The 23,419-nt window shown below is 44.0% G+C and carries 22 protein-coding genes; 16 read left to right on the top strand and 6 right to left on the bottom strand.

The window, feature by feature from the left end:
• Positions 1-145: 145 nt before the first annotated feature.
• On the top strand, positions 146-484 hold the full coding sequence (locus tag RS891_RS24280) for a type II toxin-antitoxin system HicB family antitoxin (protein ID WP_113053561.1): 339 nt from the start codon (positions 146-148) through the stop codon (positions 482-484).
• On the opposite strand, the gene RS891_RS24275 is transcribed toward RS891_RS24280, so the two are convergent.
• From RS891_RS24275 to RS891_RS24265, 3 genes are all read right to left on the bottom strand, one after another.
• The gene (locus tag RS891_RS24275; protein ID WP_315793429.1) at positions 473-1,795 is read right to left on the bottom strand and encodes an amidohydrolase family protein; all 1,323 of its coding nucleotides are present in this window, start codon (positions 1,793-1,795) and stop codon (positions 473-475) included. The two genes, RS891_RS24280 and RS891_RS24275, sit on opposite strands and share 12 nt — an antisense overlap.
• Positions 1,796-1,991: 196 nt before the next feature.
• On the bottom strand, positions 1,992-2,603 hold the full coding sequence (locus RS891_RS24270; RefSeq protein ID WP_315793428.1) for a TetR/AcrR family transcriptional regulator: 612 nt from the start codon (positions 2,601-2,603) through the stop codon (positions 1,992-1,994).
• 186 nt (positions 2,604-2,789) lie between these two features.
• Positions 2,790-3,128 carry a hypothetical protein gene (locus RS891_RS24265; protein WP_315793427.1) on the bottom strand — a complete coding sequence of 113 codons (339 nt, stop codon included), beginning with the start codon at positions 3,126-3,128 and terminating at the stop codon, positions 2,790-2,792.
• Between the two features lie 1,484 nt (positions 3,129-4,612).
• On the opposite strand from RS891_RS24265, the gene RS891_RS24260 reads away from it, so the two are divergent.
• Positions 4,613-5,071: a leucine-rich repeat domain-containing protein gene (locus RS891_RS24260; protein WP_315793426.1), complete on the top strand. Its 459-nt coding sequence runs from the start codon at positions 4,613-4,615 to the stop codon at positions 5,069-5,071.
• On the opposite strand, the gene RS891_RS24255 is transcribed toward RS891_RS24260, so the two are convergent.
• Positions 5,054-6,406, bottom strand: a complete 1,353-nt coding sequence (locus tag RS891_RS24255) for an IS4 family transposase (protein WP_315793080.1) — start codon at positions 6,404-6,406, stop codon at positions 5,054-5,056. The genes RS891_RS24260 and RS891_RS24255 overlap by 18 nt on opposite strands.
• A gap of 147 nt (positions 6,407-6,553) precedes the next feature.
• Here RS891_RS24255 and RS891_RS24250 point away from each other — a divergent pair, with 147 nt between their 5' ends.
• Positions 6,554-10,747 (top strand): S-layer homology domain-containing protein, encoded by a 4,194-nt coding sequence (locus tag RS891_RS24250; protein WP_315793425.1) that lies wholly within the window; start codon positions 6,554-6,556, stop codon positions 10,745-10,747.
• Positions 10,748-10,931: 184 nt separating this feature from the next.
• Here RS891_RS24250 and RS891_RS24245 read toward each other — a convergent pair whose 3' ends face one another.
• Entirely contained in the window at positions 10,932-11,147 is a 216-nt protein-coding gene (locus RS891_RS24245) for a helix-turn-helix domain-containing protein (protein ID WP_315793424.1), read from the bottom strand.
• Between the two features lie 108 nt (positions 11,148-11,255).
• Here RS891_RS24245 and RS891_RS24240 point away from each other — a divergent pair, with 108 nt between their 5' ends.
• The 3 genes from RS891_RS24240 to RS891_RS24230 all read left to right on the top strand — a co-directional run bounded on the left by RS891_RS24240 (position 11,256) and on the right by RS891_RS24230 (position 14,051).
• A complete protein-coding gene (locus RS891_RS24240) occupies positions 11,256-11,525 on the top strand; it encodes a hypothetical protein (RefSeq protein WP_315793423.1) in 270 nt (89 codons plus the stop codon).
• Between the two features lie 195 nt (positions 11,526-11,720).
• The gene (locus tag RS891_RS24235; protein WP_315793422.1) at positions 11,721-12,755 is read left to right on the top strand and encodes an ROK family protein; all 1,035 of its coding nucleotides are present in this window, start codon (positions 11,721-11,723) and stop codon (positions 12,753-12,755) included.
• 96 nt (positions 12,756-12,851) lie between these two features.
• The gene (locus tag RS891_RS24230; protein WP_315796420.1) at positions 12,852-14,051 is read left to right on the top strand and encodes an MFS transporter; all 1,200 of its coding nucleotides are present in this window, start codon (positions 12,852-12,854) and stop codon (positions 14,049-14,051) included.
• A 210-nt stretch (positions 14,052-14,261) separates the two neighbouring features.
• On the opposite strand, the gene RS891_RS24225 is transcribed toward RS891_RS24230, so the two are convergent.
• A complete protein-coding gene (locus RS891_RS24225; protein WP_113053566.1) occupies positions 14,262-16,022 on the bottom strand; it encodes a methyl-accepting chemotaxis protein in 1,761 nt (586 codons plus the stop codon).
• Between the two features lie 264 nt (positions 16,023-16,286).
• On the opposite strand from RS891_RS24225, the gene RS891_RS24220 reads away from it, so the two are divergent.
• From RS891_RS24220 to rarD, 10 genes are all read left to right on the top strand, one after another.
• Positions 16,287-16,520, top strand: coding sequence for an XRE family transcriptional regulator (locus RS891_RS24220; RefSeq protein ID WP_315793421.1), 234 nt, complete (start codon positions 16,287-16,289; stop codon positions 16,518-16,520).
• 64 nt (positions 16,521-16,584) lie between these two features.
• The gene (locus RS891_RS24215) at positions 16,585-17,145 is read left to right on the top strand and encodes a DUF4367 domain-containing protein (protein WP_315793420.1); all 561 of its coding nucleotides are present in this window, start codon (positions 16,585-16,587) and stop codon (positions 17,143-17,145) included.
• Between the two features lie 169 nt (positions 17,146-17,314).
• Positions 17,315-17,749, top strand: coding sequence for a hypothetical protein (locus RS891_RS24210; RefSeq protein ID WP_315793419.1), 435 nt, complete (start codon positions 17,315-17,317; stop codon positions 17,747-17,749).
• Between the two features lie 44 nt (positions 17,750-17,793).
• The gene (locus tag RS891_RS24205; protein ID WP_258530651.1) at positions 17,794-18,111 is read left to right on the top strand and encodes a hypothetical protein; all 318 of its coding nucleotides are present in this window, start codon (positions 17,794-17,796) and stop codon (positions 18,109-18,111) included.
• Between the two features lie 172 nt (positions 18,112-18,283).
• Entirely contained in the window at positions 18,284-18,796 is a 513-nt protein-coding gene (locus tag RS891_RS24200) for a pilus assembly protein (RefSeq protein WP_315793418.1), read from the top strand.
• A gap of 562 nt (positions 18,797-19,358) precedes the next feature.
• Positions 19,359-19,979, top strand: coding sequence for a hypothetical protein (locus RS891_RS24195; RefSeq protein ID WP_315793417.1), 621 nt, complete (start codon positions 19,359-19,361; stop codon positions 19,977-19,979).
• Between the two features lie 302 nt (positions 19,980-20,281).
• A complete protein-coding gene (locus RS891_RS24190) occupies positions 20,282-20,725 on the top strand; it encodes a GNAT family N-acetyltransferase (RefSeq protein ID WP_113053573.1) in 444 nt (147 codons plus the stop codon).
• 64 nt (positions 20,726-20,789) lie between these two features.
• Positions 20,790-21,389, top strand: a complete 600-nt coding sequence (locus tag RS891_RS24185) for a maltose acetyltransferase domain-containing protein (RefSeq protein ID WP_113053574.1) — start codon at positions 20,790-20,792, stop codon at positions 21,387-21,389.
• Between the two features lie 22 nt (positions 21,390-21,411).
• A complete protein-coding gene (locus RS891_RS24180) occupies positions 21,412-22,200 on the top strand; it encodes a nucleotidyltransferase domain-containing protein (RefSeq protein WP_315793416.1) in 789 nt (262 codons plus the stop codon).
• A gap of 104 nt (positions 22,201-22,304) precedes the next feature.
• The gene (rarD, locus tag RS891_RS24175; protein ID WP_315793415.1) at positions 22,305-23,183 is read left to right on the top strand and encodes an EamA family transporter RarD; all 879 of its coding nucleotides are present in this window, start codon (positions 22,305-22,307) and stop codon (positions 23,181-23,183) included.
• Positions 23,184-23,419: the final 236 nt, after the last annotated feature.

Raw genomic sequence — 23,419 nt, 5'->3', positions numbered from 1 at the left:
CAAGCGGTAACTGATAGAAAAAGCGGTGCTTTACCTGAACTTGTACGTTATGATAATAATCCAGTGATGAAAGGAACGTCTGCACGTATACGGATGGGGTTCAAGTGCGCAGGTCCCACAAACAAAATAAAGGAGATGTCCTCATATGATTCGAACCTACCAATACTATGCGATTTTTAATTTTGCTGACGACGGAATTAATGTTTCGTTCCCCGATCTGCCGGGTTGCCTTACCTGGGGGGATTCCATAGAAGAGGCATTGATGATGGCCAAAGAAGCACTTGCTTTATTTATAGATGAAGTACCCGTGGAAAAACTTCCGCCTCCTCAGACAATGCCTCAGGTAGTTGAATCAAATGACAAAGCTTATTTAATTGAAGTGAGTATCCATTTGGAGATGGCCCCAAGGGTACTCCCGCATATAATGGAAAAGCAATTGACCAATATACCAAGCGTGATTTCACTCCTGAATTCACCAAACTGAGTTTAGAACATCGTCGACTTCTTTGATTTTGGTGACAGATGGTGTTTGAATTAGATTTCCTTTGACCATGACCATAGAGATATCCGACAAGGCATCAATATGTTCCAGCGGATTTTGCTCCATGACAATCAGATCAGCATGTTTCCCGATATCCACCGTCCCTGTAACATCGTCAACACCGAGGATCTTCGCATTAGTTCGAGTCACCATGTCAATGACCTGCTTGTTGTTCAGGTTGGCCTGTCTCATGTAGTGGTCCATCTCTCTCCACATATCATAGTGAGTCACGTAAGGCATGGCGGCGTCGGTGCCGATCCCAATGGTGATGTCGTTTTCGATTGCTTGCTTGACGCCCTTGAGCATGGAATCATAGACCAGTCTGGAATTCTCTTTTACCGTTGCACTTACCTTCGTTACGCTGGTATCCAGTGAAGCGGATGGATAGGCGGCTTGCAGGGTGGGGATGAGTGCGGTGTAGCCATTCAGGGCATTGGGATTATTTTTGTATAAACGAATGATTTCGTCATCCATCTCCGAACCGTGCTCAATCGTATCGACGCCACCTTGTAACGCAACTCTTACGCCTTCCGTGCTTTCCACATGCGCTGCCACCCGCAGGCCAATCTTATGCGCTTCATCGCAGATCGCCGCAACTTCCTCCACCGTCATCTGTAAACGTCCAGCTTCGCCAACCATTTTCGCATCCGTCACGCCACCCGTCACACAGATTTTGATCAGATCCACGCCGTGTTTCACATTCAGTCGTACATTTTTCCGTGCTTCCCACGGGGAATCGCCTACCAGAGCGAGGAATGGGGCACCATGTCCGCCCGTGACACTTAGGAAGAACCCGGAGACAAGCAGATTAGGGCCGACAACTTCACCGTTGTTAATCTCATCCCGCAGCTGGACGTCCGTGTAAAAGAATTCTCCCACACTGCGCATCGTTGTTACACCCGCATGGAGTGCGGTCAGCGCGTTGCGTTTCATGCGTTTTTTCAAAACGTTTCTACCAAATTTGGTGTTCAATATCCGATCATAGGCAAACTGCAACAAACCTTCACTGACCGAAAGACTGAATGGTTTACCATCTGCAAAGAGGTGCACGTGGGCGTTGATCAGTCCTGGCATTACGTATTTTCCTGAGAGGTCGATTGTTGTGTAGTGACTTGGGATATTGAGTTCATGATCTCGGCCGATGTCCTGAATAAGACCTTGTTCATTGACGAGAATCGTCATGTTTTTTTGCAGATTGCGGCTTGAGTCGCCGTGGATCAGATTGACGTTTTTCAATGCGTAAGCGGTGTTCATATGGTGGTTCCTCCTTAGAATGTGGGTGAGGTGAGTGGTTAGGGTAACGATGATCCTTTTTCAAAAATGAATAATTAATTCATTTTTAGGTCAAAAAAATAGGCTGATCTATGATTAAGTTTTTTCGCGTGCAAACCAATTGGAGTTGATATGATCTGCACGCTTTGGCTACCTAGATAAGTGATGAGATGGAGCGTTATTCGTTGAGGCTCTTCATACCGTACAGTCTGTATACATACAACGCTTCAAATATTTGCTTCCGGCTGTCCTCACTCATATCTCGCTTTAATAGATCAAGGTTCATGTCGATCACATTATGCGCGAGAATGTTCAGCAAGATCAAGTTCTCCTCGGTGCCAATCTCATACCGTTTATATTGATTCTTCAGATAGGCCTTCTTGGTTTCAATCATTAGCTCGACAAGTTCGTTCTTGGCGTTGGTGTAAATCGTACCTTTATTCTTTTCGAAGATAATGACGATCTGATTCCGATATTTACGCAATACATCCACCTGTTCCTGCAACAGCGCCGACTTTCGCTCGCTATCTGCTTCCTCGAACAGGGTTTGATTATCAAAGTGAATCGTATCCACCAACACATTCTTCAGATAATCCACCAGATCCGGTGGCACGACGGCGTAGAAGAGTTCTTTTTTATTCTTAAAATAAGTATAGATATTGCCCACGGAAATATTGATCTCATCCGCGATATCGCTCATCTTGGCATCCGCATAGCCTTTTTCAAAAAAGACTTTGAGCGCCGCATATTCAATCTCTTTCCTGACTTCGTCTTTCTTGGCTTGCACCATCGGGAACGACTCCTTAATAGTGAATGGTTGGTTCGTTATTAGGATAGACTTTTTTGGAGGGGGTGTCAATGGGGATTAGTATAGAGGATTATAGAATTTACAAATAAAGTGCGCCAAGCGGCGCTCTTTATTTATCTTATAAAATCATTAATGTGAGAGGGGAAATATGTTTAGTTCCTATCTAGATTATATTCGCCAAGGTACATGTGGAATTTTATAACGGAAAAAAGTATTCAAATCCTTTTTTACATATATCCATGGTGGATTTGGTGGTGTACCCTTGGCTTTATACAGAGGTTCACCTTCATCACTTGATGTATACTCGTCTAGATTGGAAAGACTAGTTTGAATAGTTCCTTGATAAGATAATCTCTTCCCTTGTATTTCAACATTAGGAGCGCCAGAGATAAACCTGTTCGCTGTGTTTATTAATCCAACTCTTCCCGAAGACCAAAGGATAATTTCACTGAGTAGTAATAAGCCAACTACCGTACAAATGCCTATTAATATTCGTTTTTTTCTCATCTTTCTTGATCTCCTTTATATTTAATTCTCATTTTCCAAATGTCGTAATCAGGCAAGAGTCCATTTTGTACTTCAGCGTTAGGTCTTCCATTTTTTCTGAAGTAGGATTGCAGTCCATCGTCGATATAATAAAAGTCAGTTAGACCCTCACCCGAACTGGTCTGTGTAGTTCCCATCTCTTTTCTTAAAGACATAACTATGTCTCTTTGGTTATTTGTAGGATTTAAAGAAGGATAACTTTTTGCAAACCACATTGCAATGTTTGAGGCTGCGGTAGGTGAGCAACCAGTATACTGTCCTGATGCATAGGTCCATTGTTTCTGATTGGTAACTCCAGAGACATAAAATTTATCAATGCTGTTATATCCCGTTTCCCAAGTACTTGGATCAATCGATATTAGTTACTCCCCCACTAAGAGAATGAAAATTATTTTAGCTCCAATTCTTCTATGATGGAACTTCATTCTGTGGTCCACATATGAGTAGATTATTAATCCATAAAATAATGAAGCAATGGTCCTAGTTAATACAAGGATCAAATAGTTATGCAACAAGAATTTAGGTGTACTCAAGTAAACATAAGAGACTTATGTCCTGTGTTTAACAAATCGTATATAATAAGTGAGGTAAAAAGGAATATGGTTATTGATGGAGGCTAAGTCTTAGATGTTAGCAGGCCTGTTGATTAACCAGAATTTGTGACCGGAGGTGATCCGTAATGGAGATTCAACCTAAGATTTATACGAATCTTCCATTCGACCGGCAACTCGTCTAAAAGCATCAAACAGCCATTTGAGCAGCACAAAGACGATAAGTGCAGAGAACAACTGACCATAGAAGATAGTTTCGGTTGTACGAAAGATTAATCGGTCATCACACGAATTTCAATTCCCTCAAAATCACGAAAGAAGACAACACGATGACGCGCTTGGAACGGCACTGTGGCGTTCCCAATTGGCATGTGAAATCGTGAAAGATCTCAGAGTCTTCATCAGCATTCCACCGTGACGCATTCCGCAACGGTCCATGACAATAAAAAGGTTAGGTTTTCCAATGTTTCGCATCCTGACTCATTGTGCCTTGCACCAATCGTTTCCGTGACGCTAAAGAGTTGTCTGTTTTGCGCCCGCAAAGCAATGTCCAACTTAATGCAGCTCGTTCCCCATGGAAATGAGCCAGTACAAGCAGCATGATCTGCGCCAAAATTTCAATCTGACCACTCTTCACTTGCTGAAGGCAAACCAATAGTGAAGCAAATGATAAACGGTGGATTATGCCTTATCGATATAGCCCACCGCCCTACGATCGATTCGACTCCTCAGGCGTTAGAGAAATATGCTAATTTTTTCATTATTCTTTTATTAGCCTTCTTAATAATCAAATGTAGTTGCCATCCACTTGCAAGCCTAGCCCTATCCCGCTCATCCGAAATTTTTCTACTCTTTATCATCTCACTTTAAGCGTTATAACAAAGGAGAAAATCCATGAAAAAAACAGCCATATGTCTATTAATTGTAATATTTACGTTTGGGACTTCATTCTCACAGATTCTGCCTGTCCATGCAGCTGAGAACGATTTTACTTTTACAATCGGCCCCAATGGCGCAACGGTTACGGACTACAAGGGTACGGATCTGAATGTAGTTATTCCCGATGAGTATGAGGGAACTTCGGTAACTGAAATTGGGAGAGCAGCATTTGATACGTATAATACAGGCAAACCTAGAATTACGAGCGTCGTGATTCCGGACACTGTGAAGGTCATTCAAACGTATGGCTTCCGTTATACCAGCCTCACTTCCATAGAACTTCCAGACGGTTTGTTAACGATCGGCTCCAGCGCATTTGAGAACAATCCGCTTACAACAGTCGTTTTTCCGGATAGTGTGACGATGATCGGCAATTATTCTTTTTATATGAATAACTCAACTTTCGCAGCTTAAATCTCCAAACAAACCCTTGATATAGCTGGGTAAACCGGAGATCCATTCTTGTAGTTGACAAAAAACGTCCATTTTGTTCGTTTTCGTTTTCGCTTGAGACATGTCGAGAAATAAACGCATCAGCTGCTGAAGCGCGGTTTGAAAGTCCAGATCCCGAACCTCATCGGCAAAGAGGAAAAAGAGTCCTCCCAGGGTTCGGTCATCATTGGTTTCGCGTCGTTCGTATTCCATCGCTAAATAACGGCTGAATACAACCGTCGTGTGGCTAATCAGTTGGTCGAAGGAACGGCCCTGAAATTCGGTTCCTAGTTTTAAATAGCTTTTGGTCACTTTAAAAAAGGTCTCAATACTCCAACGCATGCCGTAAATTCGTACAATTTCTGCCGCATCCAGCGTGACGTCTGTACTTAAAATGGTAAGCCATTCCCGTCTTTTATTCCGATTGCGCACAAAAACAAGCTTCACGGGCAGACCGCACGACGTATGTACGACCACGGAGCCTTTGATGTCTTTTGAACTCGATTTAGGCAGGCTTTGAAACACAGCACCTAGCGTCATACGCTGTCCCTGTACGAGATACCGTTGCTTCATTTCTTTAATCATTCCAATCACCGGCAGACCTCTGGCTGTGAGCTCGCGAAGTAATGGAACCTGCGTAAACCAGCTGTCCATCAAAACATAATCCGCCGTGAAGCTGGCTTTTAACGCCCGATCTAACAAGCCCACAACGGCATCGGGCTTCCGAGAAAAAGACTCTATTCGGCGTTTGTATCCATGGCTGCGTTTCGAGAGATGGGAGGCCATTTCGCAAAAACGATTGGCCAGTTTGGCGGAAGACAGCATGACAAAATCGAGCGGTGCAAAGCTAAAACCGTCCGACCAGCCGAGTGTGAGCATCGTGTAGCCTTTGATGTACCTGCCTGCAGAATGGTCAAACACACGTGCCAGCAGTTCTGCTTTTTTACTCCGGTTTCGGCTGAGCACCGAATCATCCACAATAAATACACGTACGCGTTTGGAGGAAATGAGCGTTTCAAAATAGCGTACGATCTGGAGACTTAATGTCTGCAAAAATCGCCGCCAAGCAAAGGAAGATTGATTCAAGAATCGATAGATGACATCTTTACCTGGCAGATCGGCTCCGCGGTTACTCTCCAACAGGCGAAACCAGTTCTTCCCTTCAAAAACCAAGGAGAACACGATTCGAAAAATAGCTAAACTCGAAAGACCAAACGATTTGGAAATCCCTGCATGCCGCAAAGCTTTCCCGATGTGAAGTGAAGCAAAAAGTTTAGAAAAACGAGACTGGTCAGACAGGGAATGTTGTTGTAACATAGGGTTACACACCTTTCTTGTTCATGGTTGGTCGCACTTCCATGATACTAAACAAGCAAGGTGTTTTTTTTGTCAAGAGAAACAGTAATGTTTAAATTCTCTTACGCCCACAAGGGGTTGACTCAATATTCTAGGTGCGAAAGTTGAGTGAATAATTTAACATCAATTAAATTATCGGAAAATTTGAAGACGATTAATGGCGGGGCTTTCGACACCAATCACATTACGAAACTTGTCATCCCAGCCAGCGTAACGAATGTCGCCAGTAGTTCATTCTATAATAACAGCTTGACTAGTATAACTGTGTTAGGCGATGCAACAACTTTTGGTTCAGGTGTATTTGCGAGTAATCCGAGCAATCTGAAAATATTTGGTATTGAGAATTCTCCTGTAGCCGCTTATGCGTCAAGCAACGGACATACGTTTGTGGACGGAACGGCGTTATTTCAAGCGCTCTCTAGCGCCAAGTCGTTGTTGAAAAGTAAACTGGTTGGCACCGGCGTAGGACAAGTTTCGGCCAATGCCTACAACGACTTATTGTCAGCCTATGACGCAGCCATGCTTTTTATCGACGGAATCGGGAATGCCACCATCGCCTCCGACCTAGCTAGCGCTGCAACTCCTCTGATCTCTTCAATTGAGGCATTCAATGCTCAAATTGTTCAGGCTGGCAATCCCGCAGCGTTGCGGGCGGCGATTGCGGCGGCGCAGCAAGCATTGATGGATCATCCGCAAGGAACGAATGTAGGGCAGACTTCGGCAGGAGCTCGCACTGCACTGCAATCCGCAACCGATGCAGCGCAGCAGATCCTTGATAACGCGGGCAATTACACACAGGATCAACTGGATACCGTGGTTATCAAGTTAAATGCAGCGGTTCAAGTCTTCAATGCTGCTGTGATACAAGCGGGTATTCCGACTGGACTGGACTCGGCGATCACGGCGGCGCAGCAGGCGTTGACGGATCATCCTCAGGGAACAGATGTAGGGCAAACTTCGGCAGGAGCTCGCACTGCACTGCAATCCGCAACCGATGCAGCGCAGCAGATCCTTGATAACGCGGGCAATTACACACAGGATCAACTGGATACCGCGGTTAACGAGTTAAATGCAGCGGTTCAAGTCTTCAATGCTGCTGTGATACAAGCGGGTATTCCGACTGGACTGGACTCGGCGATCACGGCGGCGCAGCAGGCGTTGACGGATCATCCTCAGGGAACAGATGTAGGGCAAACTTCGGCAGGAACGCGCACCGCGCTGGAAACTGCACTGGATGCGGCGCAGCAGATTCTCGATAACGCGGGCGATTACACGCAGGGTCAACTGGATACCGCGGTTAACGAGTTAAATACAGCGGTCCAAGTTTTTAATGCCGCTGTGATACAAGCGGGTGTTCCGACGGCGCTTGGCGCGGCGATCACGGTTGCGCAGCAGGCGTTAGCAGATCATCCCGAAGGAACGGATGTAGGGCAGACTTCGGCAGGAACGCGCACCGCACTGGAAACTGTGCTAGATGCGGCACAGCAGATTCTCCTTAACGCGGGCAATTACACGCAGACTCAACTAGATACTGTGGTTAACGAGTTAGATACAGCGGTTCAAGTTTTTAATACTGCTGTGATAAAAGCTGGTATTCCGACTGCACTGGACTCGGCGATTACGGCAGCGCAGCAGGCATTGGCAGATCATCCCGAAGGAACGGATGTAGGGCAGACTTCAGCAGGAGAGCGCGCTGCCCTGGAAACTGCACTGGATGTAGCGCAGCAGATTTTTGTTAACACGGGCAATTACACACAGGATCAACTGGATATCGCGGTTAACGAGTTAGATACAGCGGTTCAAGTTTTTAATGCTGCTGTGATACAAGCGGGTATTCCGACTGCACTGGACTCGGCGATTAAGGCAGCGCAGCAGGCATTGGCAGATCATCCCGAAGGAACGGATGTAGGGCAGACTTCGGCAGGAACGCGCACCGCGCTGGAAACTGCACTGGATGTTGCGCAGCAGATTCTCGATAACGGGGGCAATTACACACAGGATCAACTGAATACCGCGGTTAACGAGTTAGATTCAGCGGTTCAAGTCTTTAATGCCGCTGTGATACAAGCGGGCATTCCGACTGCACTGGACTCGGCGATTAAGGCAGCGCAGCAGGCATTGGCAGATCATCCCGAAGGAACGGATGTAGGGCAAACTTCGGCAGGAGATCGCGCTACCCTGCAGACCGCGATAGATGCAGCGCAGGCTATTGCCGACGATGCGGAAAATCAATCTCAGACTCGTTTGGATGAAGCAACTGTCAGTTTGAATGACGCTATGGCGGTGTTTGAAGCCGCTTGGGTGGGAGTGGTGCTAACCGCACCGGTCAATGATTTGTACGGAACGAGAGATACGCTTCGCTTTACAGTATTTTACGGATATGAAGTAACCGTAATAGGGACACCGGTCGTTCCGATCAGGGTTGGAGATAATTCCGTCACTCAGACGGTATATGCCTCATATATGGGAGCACGCGGCGAGGCAGTGACAAAACTTACTTTCGAATTCGAAGTTCCTGGGGGGTTGGCGGATGTTGACGGAATTGAAGTTGCTGCAGCATTGGAGCTCCCAAACGGTGCAAGTATCGTTCGCACCTCTAGCGGGCACTCAGCTACGCTAACTTACGCAGCACCGGACGTGAGCGGAATTCGTATCGCGTCGATCCCGCCCGAGGTTGCCCTGACGGTTGTACCGAACGGATTGGAACGTAAAACGATAAGTGTGATGGCAAGCGTGTATGGGGTGGCTGCGGGAAATGCCATGACGCAGCTCCGTTGGCTGCCTGGAAGTCTTAGTGAAGTTGATTTTGTCGGCGGAACGAAAGGAAACGATATTTTGGCCGTACCTCAATTCACTATTACTACCAACGGCGACTATACGGTTTATGCCCTCGACAAAGCAGGCAATGAAGCAGTGAAAACGATCACTGTAACTGGGATCTTAACTCCGTCTTCGTCGGATAACGGCAATCGACCGGTCCCATCATCGGGTAACGACGATCGATCAGGCACATCTGGGACAACTGTGAAGTTAGCTCCGAATGGTGGGATTACAATTGTTATCGATCCATCCGACATCAAACAAGTCAAACGTTCGGACGGCACGATGATCGAGAAAATCATCCTCCCTGAACGGACGAGGAAGCAAGTGCTGGAACTCTTGAAAGATACGATGAAACCGTTTGTCAGCATTACAATCGGCAATCGGGAGCAAGTAGTACAGGCACAGCTTCAAGCTGACTGGATCGCGGATATGGTCAAAGCTAATCCTAATACAATTATAGAGGTGAGGTTGAACGATTCTAGCTACCAATTACGGTTAAGCGCAATCAATCTGATCCGCTTGGCGGAGCGTCTCGATGCGGAAATATCGAATTTGACCGTGAACATCATACAGGAGTTGGCCGGTGAGCAAATTCGGGAAGAGATCAATCGGATCGGCGTTTCCAAAGGTTTTTCTGTTTTCGCTGACGTTATTGACTACAAGGTGATGGTCGAAGCAAACGGGCAAATGTTGGAGGTGCACGACTATGGCGGATCGTACACGATTCGTACCATTAAGTTGGACCGAGAGAACACAAATCATAACCTGGTTGCCGTTCAGTATATCCCGGAGAACGGAACCGTCGTGTTTGTTCCAGCAAAGATGGAAACCGGTCCAGACGGCACTAATGAAGCGATTCTGAACGTGCCACATAACAGCTTATACACAGTCGTAAATGTGCAAGCCCGAACCTTCGCCGATTTAAGTGGACATTGGGCGAAAGTGGATATAGAGCATCTGGCGTCCAAACTGCTGGTGAACGGCGTGGCTGCTGACCGTTTTGATGCAGAGGGAACCGTTACACGAGCGGAATTCTCAGCCTTGCTCGTTCGTGCACTAGGGCTATCCGTGAAGGGGAGCGAGGGCAGTGATCGTTTTACGGATGTCCCTGCATCCGCATGGTATGCATCTGCAGTAAATTCGGCAGTGGCTAGCGGGCTGGTTAGCGGCATCGGTTCCGGCCGTTTTGCGCCTAACGATCCAATTACTCGCGAGCAAATGGCTGTTTTGATGGCTGGCGCTTTAACCTTCACCAGCCATGGAAACGGTAGTGATGGGCAAGAGGGAGGCCATCTGGAAACTTTCACGGATCGAGACTCCATTTCTTCCTGGGCGCAGGTTCCAGTAGTCCGGGTATGGGAAGACGGCATAATGAAAGGGATGGAGGACGGACGCTTTGCCCCGACGGAGAATGTAACGAGGGCGCAGGCAGCGGTTATACTGAAAAGGTTCCTGCAAAATGTACATTTTATCGATTAAATCAAGGAAAGTAATCAATCCAAAATTATTAATTGAGATACTCATTCATAGTATCGTCTGTATAACGATAGTAAAGGAGCTACCTAGTGGCAGCTCCTTTTTGTCGTACATGTAATTGGCAGCTATGTGTGAAAAGTCATTTGACAAGAAAATGGTTGGTGATTATTTCATCAAGGTAAAGAAACTAATCCTCATGAATCTCAATAATCTCTCTTATATCATCTATATCCAACGCCTCGGCAATCCGCTCAATATGAGTAAAATTGATATTCTCTCGTTTCCCAGACTGCAACTCACTCAACGCAGCGTGTCGGATATCAGACAATCGTGCTAGTTCACGCAAAGAGATATTATGTTTTTCCGTGAGTTTATGAATGTTGACGACGACTTTCTTAGCCATGAGTATCACTCCTAAAATTTCCATATGGTCTTGACGTTACGCATGAGCGTACCATATACTTTTTGTATACCTGGTACTCTTATGCGTACCAATTTTAGGGGTGGTGACATGACAAGTACCAACAGCGAAGACCTCGCTTTGCAGTACGCACAACTCGTAATACAGGAAGACGATTACGTTGATCAACTCATCACATGCAACAAACTAATCTTGGACGCCATGGACATCATTGCGAAGCAGGCAGGTGTGCTAGAGATGGATACCGTGAAACAAGCAGCATATCACCTTCATTCCATGGAACAGGATTTGAACCGAAAGCTATTTAAAGTCCGACTGGAGAAGAGCATCTTAGCGAATCGGATGAGCCAGTCTACATAAAAACACCTTAACCAAAGGCAGCGCAGGATCATATAAGATGATCTTGAACTGTCTTTTTGCCTTTCCATCCAAACGATTATTGCTCCCAATTAAGCATTGACTTTCCTCCCAAATCCCCCTACACTTCAATTATTAAAACACTTTTAAAAACATTCATTGAATGGTTCGAAATGAACGAAAGGAGGCATACAAACCATGTTACCTACATCACACAACACCCAACAGGTGAAGCGGATCAACGTTGAACTTGTGAAGAATACGCTTCGATCAATGGACGTAGGCACGAAGGCTTCCATTGCGAACCTGACCAAACTCAGTGTTGCAACATGCGGCACGATCCTGAACGAATTGCTCCAAACTGGTGAAATTATTGATTTGGGCCCGGATGAATCTAGTGGGGGAAGACCAGCCAGTCGATATCAGTTTAATGCGGACTACGCGAGCGTTCTTTGCCTGATCATTCGAACAGAGGGCGGCATTCACTCGATCACACATACCCATGCCAATCTGAACGGGGAAATGACGGACGAAGAGACTCTTATTTTGGATGAGATCAATGTGACTGTGGTAGAGGATTTGATTGCGAGACTGATCGAAACGCATCACAATGTGCAGGCCATTGGCATTGGTATACCAGGGGTGGCACACAACGGTGTGATTGGCATATGCGACGTACCGGATCTGGCGGGTCAACCGTTAGGGCCAAGGCTCAAGGAACAGTATGATGATGTGGAAGTAGTCATTGGCAATGACATGAACCTGACGGTCTACGGACTGTACAATCAGCAGCAATTTGAGGAAGAGAAGAACTTTGCGGTAGTGACTTTTCCGGAGAATCATTTTCCGGGTGCAGGCTTTATCATTGATGGTCGTCCGCTCACAGGGAATACGCAATTTGGTGGAGAGGTATCTTTTCTGCCATTTGGCGTGTCACGGGAAGAACAACTGCGAATGTTGAAAACGACGGAAGGATTGCAGGAACTGGTGGTACAGACGCTGGTATCCATTATCGCAATCATCAACCCGGCTACGATTGTGGTTACAGGGGATACGATGGACCCGTCCATGCTGGATGGCCTGACTCAAGGTTGTCGGGACATGATCCCACAGGAGCATATGCCCAAACTGATCATTCAGCGAGACACACGACGAGAATACCTTACTGGAGTGGTCGCTGTTACGTTGGAGAGCCTGACTTACCGCATCCAACTGATCGAGAAACAATGGTAGTCAACCACATTTTATGGCGCCATAATGGAGGAACTTAATTTGAATCAGCAAGCAGGTACAGAAGGAACCAAGAAAAAGTTCAACAAACTATACGCCATGCAACTGGCCACGATCTTTCTGGGATTTATCGTATTCGGCATATCGGAAAATATTAAGGGACCAGCCATCCCGCGTATTCAATTCGACTTCAATCTGGATGAGAAACAGCTCGGGACGCTGTTGTCCCTGAATGCGCTGGGTTACTTGATCGCCTGCTCATTCACCGCCATCCTGGTACGCAAATGGGGCATTAAGGCGGTTAGCATCATTTCATTTGCATCGATGATTCTCTCGGGTGTGTTCATTTACGTATCTCATACATATCCACTTTTTGCTTCATCATACTTCTTCATGTATATCGGAAACGGCATGCTGGAGATTGCCTTGGCAATTCTGGGAGCGCGGATCTTTGTGAAAAACACAGGTACGATGATGAACCTGTCCCATTTCTTCTATGGGCTGAGTTCAACGGTGGCGCCTTTATTGGCGACAGGGGTGATGTCGTTAAGCGTGTTCGGACACGTACTGGACTGGCGCGGCATGTATCTCGTGATGCTGTCACTCTGTTTGCTGCCGATCATTGCGGCACTGCGCAGCAAATTTCCGGGGGATGATCTTCCTCATGAAGATCGGACCTCGCTCAAGACGTTAACACGTGATCCAGCCATCTGGCTGATGGTGCTCATTCTTTCTTTTGGCGTGGTATCGGAGCTGGCGGTTGGGGGTTGGCTCGTTAACTTCCTGGAGAAAGCCTATACGTGGGACACGGTCAAAGCATCTGGGCTGCTCTCTGCGTTCTTCCTTGCTTTCTCGTTAGGTCGTCTGCTGCTGGGTCCACTAACGGACCGAATCGGATTTGTGTTGTCGCTCATTCTGTTCTCGGCTTTCTCGGCGGTGTGTACGTTTGTGGCGCTTACAGGAGGAGAGAGTCTTGCATTCTTCTTTGCGGTATCCGGTGCGGGTATTGCGATGATCTATCCAACGGTGATGGCATTTATCGCACGCAGGTATCCGAACGGCAGTGACACCGCGATTACGTTGACGGTCACCCTCATGGGGGTCGGAAGTGTCATTGGTAACTATGTGATTGGCTGGGTCATTGAAGGTGTGAAGAATATGTACGGTCCAACGACTCAGTTGGGGTTACTACGCGGACTTCAAGCAGGGTACGGATTCATCGGCCTATGCGCTGTGATCTGTGCGGCATCTGGAATAGTGTTGTACGGGTATTTGAAGCGGAAGCAGGAACTGATTTAGATTATGTAGATATCATTTTATAGTATCAGAACAGAAATCGATGTTTGATGTAGAGAGGAAATAAAGTGTGGATTAACGATGCTTCTTTAAACTAACGTGATACGATAACTCAATAAAAACAAGGAGGCAGCCGACAACGTGATCGGCTGCCTTTGTTCAATTAACTTAGGTTAGTCTATAACTGCAAGTGCAGTCGCAAATTTTTAGTGATTAATACTTAAATTGGATTGTCAAACGCTCTAACTGCTGTGACATATCCGACAAGGTTGTGGCTAGGCTCGTAATTTGCTCCATTGAAGCCAGTTGTTCTTCTGAAGATGCAGCTATATTTTGTGAATGGTCTGCAGCTTGAAGCGCAAGATTGGAGACTTGCTCTTGACCCGCTGTTATTTCCTGGACACTTGCAGTTATCTGCTGTGTAACACTGGCGAGTTCTTCCGTTTGTTGCGCAATAAAGTTTGTGGACCCCACAATTTTGTTGAACTGTTGTTCTGTCTCACTAGCAATCTGTATACCGGAGTCGACGTCCTGTTTAACTCGTTCCAACGTTTTGAGAGATTGCTCTATATCTGTACGCATATCATGAATCAACGTGGAAATCTGCCCGGATGACTGATTCGATTGTTCAGCAAGTTTTCTTACTTCAGCAGCAACTACGGAGAAACCGCGGCCTTCTTCTCCTGCACGGGCAGCCTCAATCGAAGCATTTAAAGCCAGAAGGTTAGTCTGGTTTGCGATATCCGTAATGGCATGTAGCATCGTACCGATCTGCTGGCTGCGTTCATCAAGCATCCTCATTACTACATCGGTTTCATTAACGGAATGGTTAATCAGGTTCATTTGCTTCGTCGTGTGCTCTATGGCAGTACTACCTATATTCGCCAATTCCATCGCATCAACAGAAGAATCAGCAATAGTTGATGAACTTTCCGCTATTCGCTGGATACCAATTGATATTTCCTCGAGTGAGTTGGTTGTTCTTTGAAGCATCATTTGTTGCTCTTGTGCGCCGACTGCGGATTCTTGGATCGAAATGGTGATATTCTCAGTTGCTTGACTGGTGTGCTCTGCTCCAAGGTTCAATTCTTTGGAGGATGAAGCTACCTGCTTTGTGGAAAGATCGACTTGTCTAATAAGATATCTCATGTTTTTAATCATTTCATTAAAGTCTTTAGACAGCTCACCTATTTCATCTTTGGACTTAATTTTGACTTCTTCAACGGTCAGATCACCGTCCGCAACTGACTTCAGTCGCTTTGCGATCTTAAGGATAGGCTTCGTTAGACGCCCTGAGACAATGCTGACGATAACTGATCCGAGAACTACTGCAACTGCCGTAACCATTATTACAAGATAGAGTACTTGGGTTGCACCGCTGTTGAACTCACTTAAATATGCACCAGAACCGACGATCCAGCCCCAATGTGGATCCATTTCAACATATGAAACTTTGGTTTCTATTTCACCAGTATCGGGTAGAGCCCACTTGTAGGTGACAAATCCCCCTCCGGCTGACCCAACCTTAACAAGCTCTTTTCCCAAATACACGCCATCTTCCGTCACGACATCTGTCAAATCCTGACCTTCATTTGAAGGATTCATCACGGAATGAGCAACCTTATCAACTGCCCATGGATATCCTGTTTTCCCTACAGTATATTCACTTTTTACAGGCCGCTTATTATCTGCATTTTTTTCACCGAGCAGTTCGGCGCGGAGTTTTTCCTGTGCTTGTTCCAATGTTAAATCTCCGCTCTCTACTTGCTCATTGAGGAGGCTAATCATGCCAATAACCATATTCACACTATTTTCAAGTGCTGCCTTGCCTGATTCATTCATTTCATTTTTCGAAACCGTATACGAAGTGAACCCTATCACGATCGTGGGCACAATTAGTATAGCCAAACATAGAGTGACTAACTTTGTTCTCAAAGATCTCATTTTTAGTATGGATACAATCTTTGTCTTCACTACATTTCCCCCTCAACACATCAATTTACAGCTCCCATAACTTCAATAGTTAAAATTTAAAATAAAAGTCTGTACATAATATATCGAAAAAATATACTGTAAAATGAAGTCCTTGATCTATACCTTTCCTCTTATCTAAATCCACTTGACCTACTAAAAACATTACGACTGGGAGTTTGTGTTAGTTTTTGGTTTTGTATAGAAATGCTGTTAATGGACTACGCTTAAGGTTAAATGTGATCTTATGAAGGAGGTCATCGTTTCTTGAAATTTGAACTAGGACGTTGCTTACTGAATGAACGATTGAAGGAAACCGGAAAGTCAGCGGAATGGCTGGCAAAGGAATTGCTTTTTAAACCGGAACGAGTTTATGACTTTATTGAAAACAAAAGAGTGATGCCACTCAAAATTGCCATATCGATCGCCGATACCGTCGGTTGTGATGTTCGTGCCTTGTATGAATTAATTCCGAATGATTATGAAGTAATGGGAGACTAATGAAATAAGTAGTAGGTTTTTTTAGAAATAAATACGTGATTCATAAAATTTGGAGGGAATGTCCTTGCTTAAACAGATTGTTTCATTAATTTTTGTCCTTACGCTTGCTGTTGGAATCAACAATGACTTACTCATCACATCTGCTAAACCTACGCAAGCTTTTTCAAATGTGGATTTGGACAAGCTGCAAACTGTTGCGGATTTCAAACTCTTTACGCCGTCTTACTTGGTTGAAAACTATAAATTAGAAATTAAGGAGCCATACCCGTTTGTTAGTAGTCCATCCGTTTCAAAAGTTAGACTTCATTTTTTTGATGAATCAGGACAGACATATTTGTTTGGAATTGAAGAACATAAGGCGATTGGATATAAAGTAAACCGAGTTGTCACTAACGTCGATGTCCGTAACCGATCAAGTACAACACGAACTATAATCGAGGATTTTAAATTTAATGAACATGGAGAGAAAATGAACATAAATGGAATAGAGGGGCGATTTGAACCATGGGCTAACCATATACCAGGCGGATACCTACGATGGGTACAAAATGATACTTTCATTGAAATGGACAGCGGAGAATTAACTAAAGAGGAAATGATCGCGTTAGCAAAATCAATGAGATGATTCAGTAATTCAAACTAACGGAAAAGGAAAGTAATTAAGGCTGCCAGCTTACATGGAAGCCTATTTTATTTGACTTTAAGTAGACTACGAAAGCGGAATGACTTGTATTCTTGAAATTAAGCAACAAATTCTATATAAATCCGTTGTAGTATGAGAGAGGTGATATGATGTGACAAAAAAGAGTAGTTGGATCTTAATGTTGGTATTAGTGGTACCGATGATATTTGCTGGGTGTTCATTAACAGAAAAAAATGAAGAAATTGTGACTCAAAGTGTAGTAGCATCTGATTTTGTTCTCGAAGTAACAACCCCAACTAATATAGTTACTGGTGAAGCAATAAAAGTAAAAGGGACTCTTAAATATACGGGTATTCAACCCGTTGAAGTTTTCCATGGAAAACCAATCATTCGTTTTTACTTTTCGGGTAGTAACGAGGAGCGTAATTATAAGGATATGGCATACTTAACTGAGTTTAAGTCAGGTCAACTCGTTGAGGTTGAAGATGAATTTATAGTAACAAAAAAAGGGAAACAAAATCTTCTTGTAAATATTGATGGTGATATCTCATTAACAATGAATCCAATTGAAATTCTTGTTAAATAATCTTAGTTGAATTCTTACGTCGAATAAGAGTGGGGGCTATTAATATGAATGTTCAAGAAATAAAAGATTTTGTTGAAGAGTATAATTTAGAAGATCGGAGTTACTCAGGATTTTGGAACTACTTTAATAATTATAAGAAAGAATGTAATGATGATTTTAAAAAAGAATTCCCCGAATATGATCCAAATAAAATAGAGTTGTTCGTGGATAGTGTATCACTTCGTATTACTAATTGGCCAGATGATGGCTATAATCATGTAGTAATTACACTTAGAGTACACTATAAAGAAGTATATGCTGCAATGTATCAAATGATATTTAACTTATCTGGAGAAGTAGAGGATGATCATTTATCCTTATGAAGTGAAAGGTTCAGCAAAATCTAAACTGAACAATAAAATATACTAACAGGTTAACTCAGTGCCATTTTGTGAATTACAGATGTAACTCTCATTGATTTGATAGCGTTATTAATAACGAGGAACGTCTTATAGGTTCTAGAATAACTAATAAAAGAATACGAGGGATAAAGTTGTGAAAAAAAAGGGGCTTTTTTTTGCTGTTTTATTATTATCTTTAACAACAGCGACCTTAACTGCCTGTGATTCAACAAGTTCAACTCAAGAGAATACCTCTACTCCAAAGTCTGGTGTATTATCAAGCAAGTCAACAAGTCCAATTCTTACTAATTCTTTAAGTGAAGAAGAGGATAAACCCTCGCACTATATTGCTTCTGGGGGCGCAACGGTACAGCAACCCTTTTCAATAAATCCGGAATTTGTACATATAAAACTTCTAATGAAGAACAATAGTAGACACGAAGTCAATGTTAGTTTAACACATTTAGAAACTAGTAAAGTGTATTTCGCTATAACGATTGCTGCCGGGGAATCTTCGGATTGGATAAATATTAATCAAGGTTTCTCACAAGGCATGCGTACTGGAGGCTACTTGCTTCAATGGAGCGGTGGCGGTTATAACGTTGATGGGGAAGTATGGGGAGCAGCTGGTTCAGACCCGGACGATACTGCTCCTCTGTCTTATTGAACTAACGGGCAGGTTAGTTTTAATTTGAGGTATCGCTGCACGAAATCAATAGAACGATCTATGTGGTAAAATATAGGAGGAGTGTTATTCAAAAAGTGAGGAGGCAACAAATACATAATGGTCAATGATCTATACCGAAAAATTGGTCCCTTGTTTATAAAGAAAAATCTAGTTCAGTTAGCATTTCAGTTTTTTATTTCAGCGTTAATCGGAGTTATATATACATTTATGATCATTGATGAAACAATAAGTGGCTATATTAATAAAGTATTACCCAGTAAGGATGGACCGGATCTATATCATTATCTGCCCATTGTGATCACTGTGTTAATTTACTCGTGTTTCATTCAAAGAAAAGAAAGAATTTTTATAGAAAAAATTTCATTCAGTTGTCTTCATATTCTGATTGCAATACTAAGCTGCATTTCTTCTCTTATCGTTATAATGATGATTCAATTCCGAATGATGTAACTAATAAATCATTGAACTAACGGGCAGGTTAGTTCACGGCACTAAGTATACTAAAGGGCAGAATACTACGAAGCTTAGGAGGAGTAGGAAGATGATTCGGGGTGTAGTTATCGAAGGGATGTCTACTGTAGGAAAAACATCATTATTTTCTGCTATAAAGAGATTACATAGTCAAACACCGAATAGTGAAAAAACTATAGTTGCAGTAAGTGAACACTATTCACAAGTATTGCATTCATACCAAGGTGTTTTAAGATCCATGGATAAGGATGAACATATTTCACTTCTAAGTCGACATGTTGATTATCTTGAACAACAATACGATTGGATTAACTCTCTGGGTCATTCCAAACCATCCAAAGGTATATTTTTTCTTTTAGAGAGGTTTCATGTAAATCATAGAGCCGCATTTAAAGCCTCTCCTGAGATTGAGTTGCTTGAGAAACGTCTATTCATGATGAATGCACATTGTGTACTCTTAACCTTGACCCCGGATGCAGTTGAGCCAAGGTATATTGAAAGTCGCGGTGAAGCTTGGAAGTCATATGTGATGGGAAATTCTACTACTCCCCAAGTATGTGAAACGTTTTTAGATAATCAAGAAAATCTTCGAATGGCTACGAAACAATCATTGATTCCAACTTTAGAGATTAACACAGATGAAGCAGACTGGGATGCTTATGCGAGACAAGTCCTTACGGATTTACGTTAAGATCCGGAAGATGTTCGAAGACAACGCTGAGCAATATCACGTCTATATCGAAGGGCTTGAGGAATCTAAGTTGGACGAAATGATCGACTACGCGAATCAAAACGGGGTTCCCTTCCGGACATCCTGTTGCAGGTTCTCTTACATGGGCAATATCACCGGGGACAGATCAATCGGGCACTTCGGATCGAATCGGCAGAGCCTGTCCGAATCGATTACATCACGTTCGCGAGGCTCTAACGGGCAGGATTGCTTCATCAATTATCGAATGCTCTAATGAACATTTCTATTAAGGGAGAATAGGCATGGAAATTAAGATACGAGAAATTGCAGCGAATGATTATACTGAAGTTGTTTTTTTATGGAACGATGTGCTTGAGATTCGCACTGTTAATGAGGAAAATTTTCGAGCTACTACAGAAAAAATGAATGCGGCCGGGGATTACAAAACATTTGTTGCATTATTTGAAAATGATGTGGTTGGTTTTGTAACTATAGTTCAGGCATTATCCATAGGGGTTCCGATTGGTTATTTACATATACAAGCTCTGGCCGTTAAAAAGGAATTTCAGCATCGTGGGGTCGGTACCAAACTATTAAGACACACTGAAAATTATGCTAAAGAATTCGGAATATCTAGTATTATTTTATGCAGCGGATTCAAGCGAGCTGAAGCCCATGCTTTTTATGAGCATAATGGTTATGATAAAGATTCATACTGCTTTGATAAGGCTATTAAGTTTGACTAATATGTAAATCAACTTTTGAAGTTCCATTTGAAAAATACAAATATGTAGAAAGGAACGTGAAAAAATGACACAGCGTGAAAATATAAAAAATGGATTGTTGTTTACAGACATGGGAGAAGGCTTGCCGGAGGAACGGCTTAAGGGAAAAGAACTGGTATACGACTTTAACCAAACGAGACCGTCCGAGGTGGCCAAACGTGAAGCATTGGCTAAGCAACTTTTTGGAAGCTTGGGCATAAATTGCTGGATTGAACCACCCATTCACTTTGCCTATGGCTCTAACACGTTTATTGGTGATAATGTCTATGTAAATTTCAATCTTACAATCGTGGATGACACAACGGTTACGATTGGCAATGGAGTCTTATTCGCCCCTAATGTTACGATATCTACGACCGGACATCCCGTCGATGCAGAGTTGCGTGCAACAGGGCAAATGTATGCATTTCCCGTTGTTATTGAAGATAATGTGTGGATTGGTAGCGGTGCAGTCATTAATCCGGGTGTAACGATAGGAAAGAATAGTGTAATAGGCGCAGGCAGCATCGTCACGAAGGATATTCCGCCAAACGTGGTTGCAGTAGGCAATCCCTGCAAAGTTCTGCGACTAATTACGGAAGAAGACAAAACGTACTATTATAAAAATCGGAAGGTGCAACCATAATTTCACGTTAAAGGGGCTATTCATGATGTATCCACATCACCAAACGGCTATTCAAACGATTACCGACAAACTCAAGGTTAAGGAAGAAATCTTGGCTGTCATTGTAGGCGGGTCCGTTGCGCATGGTTTTGCAAAAGAAGATTCGGATATAGACCTTATGTTGGTCGTGTCGGATGAGCATTATCGTTCGTTATTAGAAAGCGGGGATATTCATTACCATGAAACGGAGTCAACACCTTATGATGGCGGCTACGTGGATGGAAAATACACCTCGATTTCGTACATTAAAAAAGTAGCCGAATCTGGCAGTGAACCAGCTCGCTTTGCCTTCAAGGATGCAATAGTGAGTTATAGTGAAATAATCGGCTTAGAAGAGTTGGTACAAGCGGCATCACGCTATCCGATTGAGCGGAAAAACGAAACGATGGAAAAGTTTCATGCGCAATTTGAAGGCTGGAGATGGATGTTCTATGAAGGGTTAAAAAAGAAAGAGCCTTATGTAATTGAATTTTCAGCGACTAATTTCGTTTTATTTGCGGGGCGGCTCATTTTGGCCTATAACGAAGTTGTCTATCCTTATCATAAATGGTTTATGAAAGTGCTGGAAGGCGTCAATAACAAACCCAATGATCTTCATGTAATCATAAATAACGTACTTAAAGATAAATCGAAGGAAAGCGTCGAAGTTTTATATGAGTGTGTCACACAATTTCATCAATGGCCTCAGTCAGAGAAAGGATGGCATATTCGATTTATGCTGGATAGCGAACTGAACTGGATGACCGGACATGTGCCTGTAGCTGATCTTTAATACCATAACAGTTATCGGACCGTTCATTATTTTCCTTTACTTGAAAGAGGTTCAAGACGTATAATCCGTTGAGACATCAGAGCAAGAAGAGGGGAAAAATGATTATGAATAACGGGTTAGTCAACGCTATTATTGCGTATATCATGTGGGGGGTTCTCCCGCTTTATTGGAAGTTGTTTAGCGAAGTTCCGGCAGGTGAGATTTTGTCGCATCGGGTTGTATGGTCGTTTGTTTTTATGGGTATTCTGGTCGCCGCCCAGCGTCGCTGGGGTGATATAAAGCGGATTGCAACTAACCGCTCGCTCCTGCTGTCGCTCACCGCCAGCGGAATGCTGATCGCGGTTAATTGGCTCATCTTCATCTGGGCGGTCAACAACGGCCATGTCGTAGAGACAAGCCTTGGCTATTATTTGAATCCGTTGCTGAACGTGCTGTTAGCGGTCGCCTTCCTTCGTGAGAAGCCAAACCGCGGCCAATGGCTTGCAATTGCCATCGCTGGCGCAGCGGTGCTTATCATCGCGATTGACTATGGACGGTTTCCGTGGGTTGCGATCTCGCTGGCTGCGTCATTTGGTTTGTACGGCCTGGCGAAGAAGAAGATCAAGCAAGACGCTTCTATAGGTTTATTCTCGGAGACGGCTGTAGTCCTGCCTGTCGCGCTCGGCTACTGGATCTATTTGGCCGTCGTGGGGAAAACGACGGCATGGACGCTGCCTGCACCGACGTTCATTGAATTGCTTCTTTCCGGCGTGGTCACGGCGCTACCGCTGCTCTTTTTTGCGCGAGCAGCCGCCCGGATGTCGCTGTCAACGCTCGGCTTCGTTCAATACATCGGGCCGACGATCATGCTTTTGCTGAGCATATTCGTATTCAAGGAATCGGTTTCGCCGGTTCTACTCGTAGGCTTTGCTCTCATCTGGACAGCGCTCGTCGTATACGCTACAGCATCGATTCGCGGCGCGAAACTCGCGAAGGCGAGTTGATGGCCACAGTACCCCGGTATCATCAAAATGGCTCTTTCCGTCCGATAAGGCGGATAAGAGCCATTTTTTGTTTGTAGTGTTATCAGGCGTACCTGAGCGCACTACGTTGGAACGATAGCTCCATAAAACAGAGGCAGTCTGGACTTTATTTTTTCATCTAAGGCTTACAGCTGTTTTTTTTGTTGGGGATGATCTAGGAACCCTCGTTTAGACCAAACGAGGGTTCCTAGATCATT

Origin of the sequence: Paenibacillus sp. BIC5C1 (genome assembly GCF_032399705.1) — a bacterium.
GTDB lineage: Bacteria > Bacillota > Bacilli > Paenibacillales > Paenibacillaceae > Paenibacillus > Paenibacillus taichungensis_A.
The sequence above is the reverse complement of the archived record's forward strand: the minus strand, read 5'-3'. Positions and strand labels throughout refer to the sequence as shown.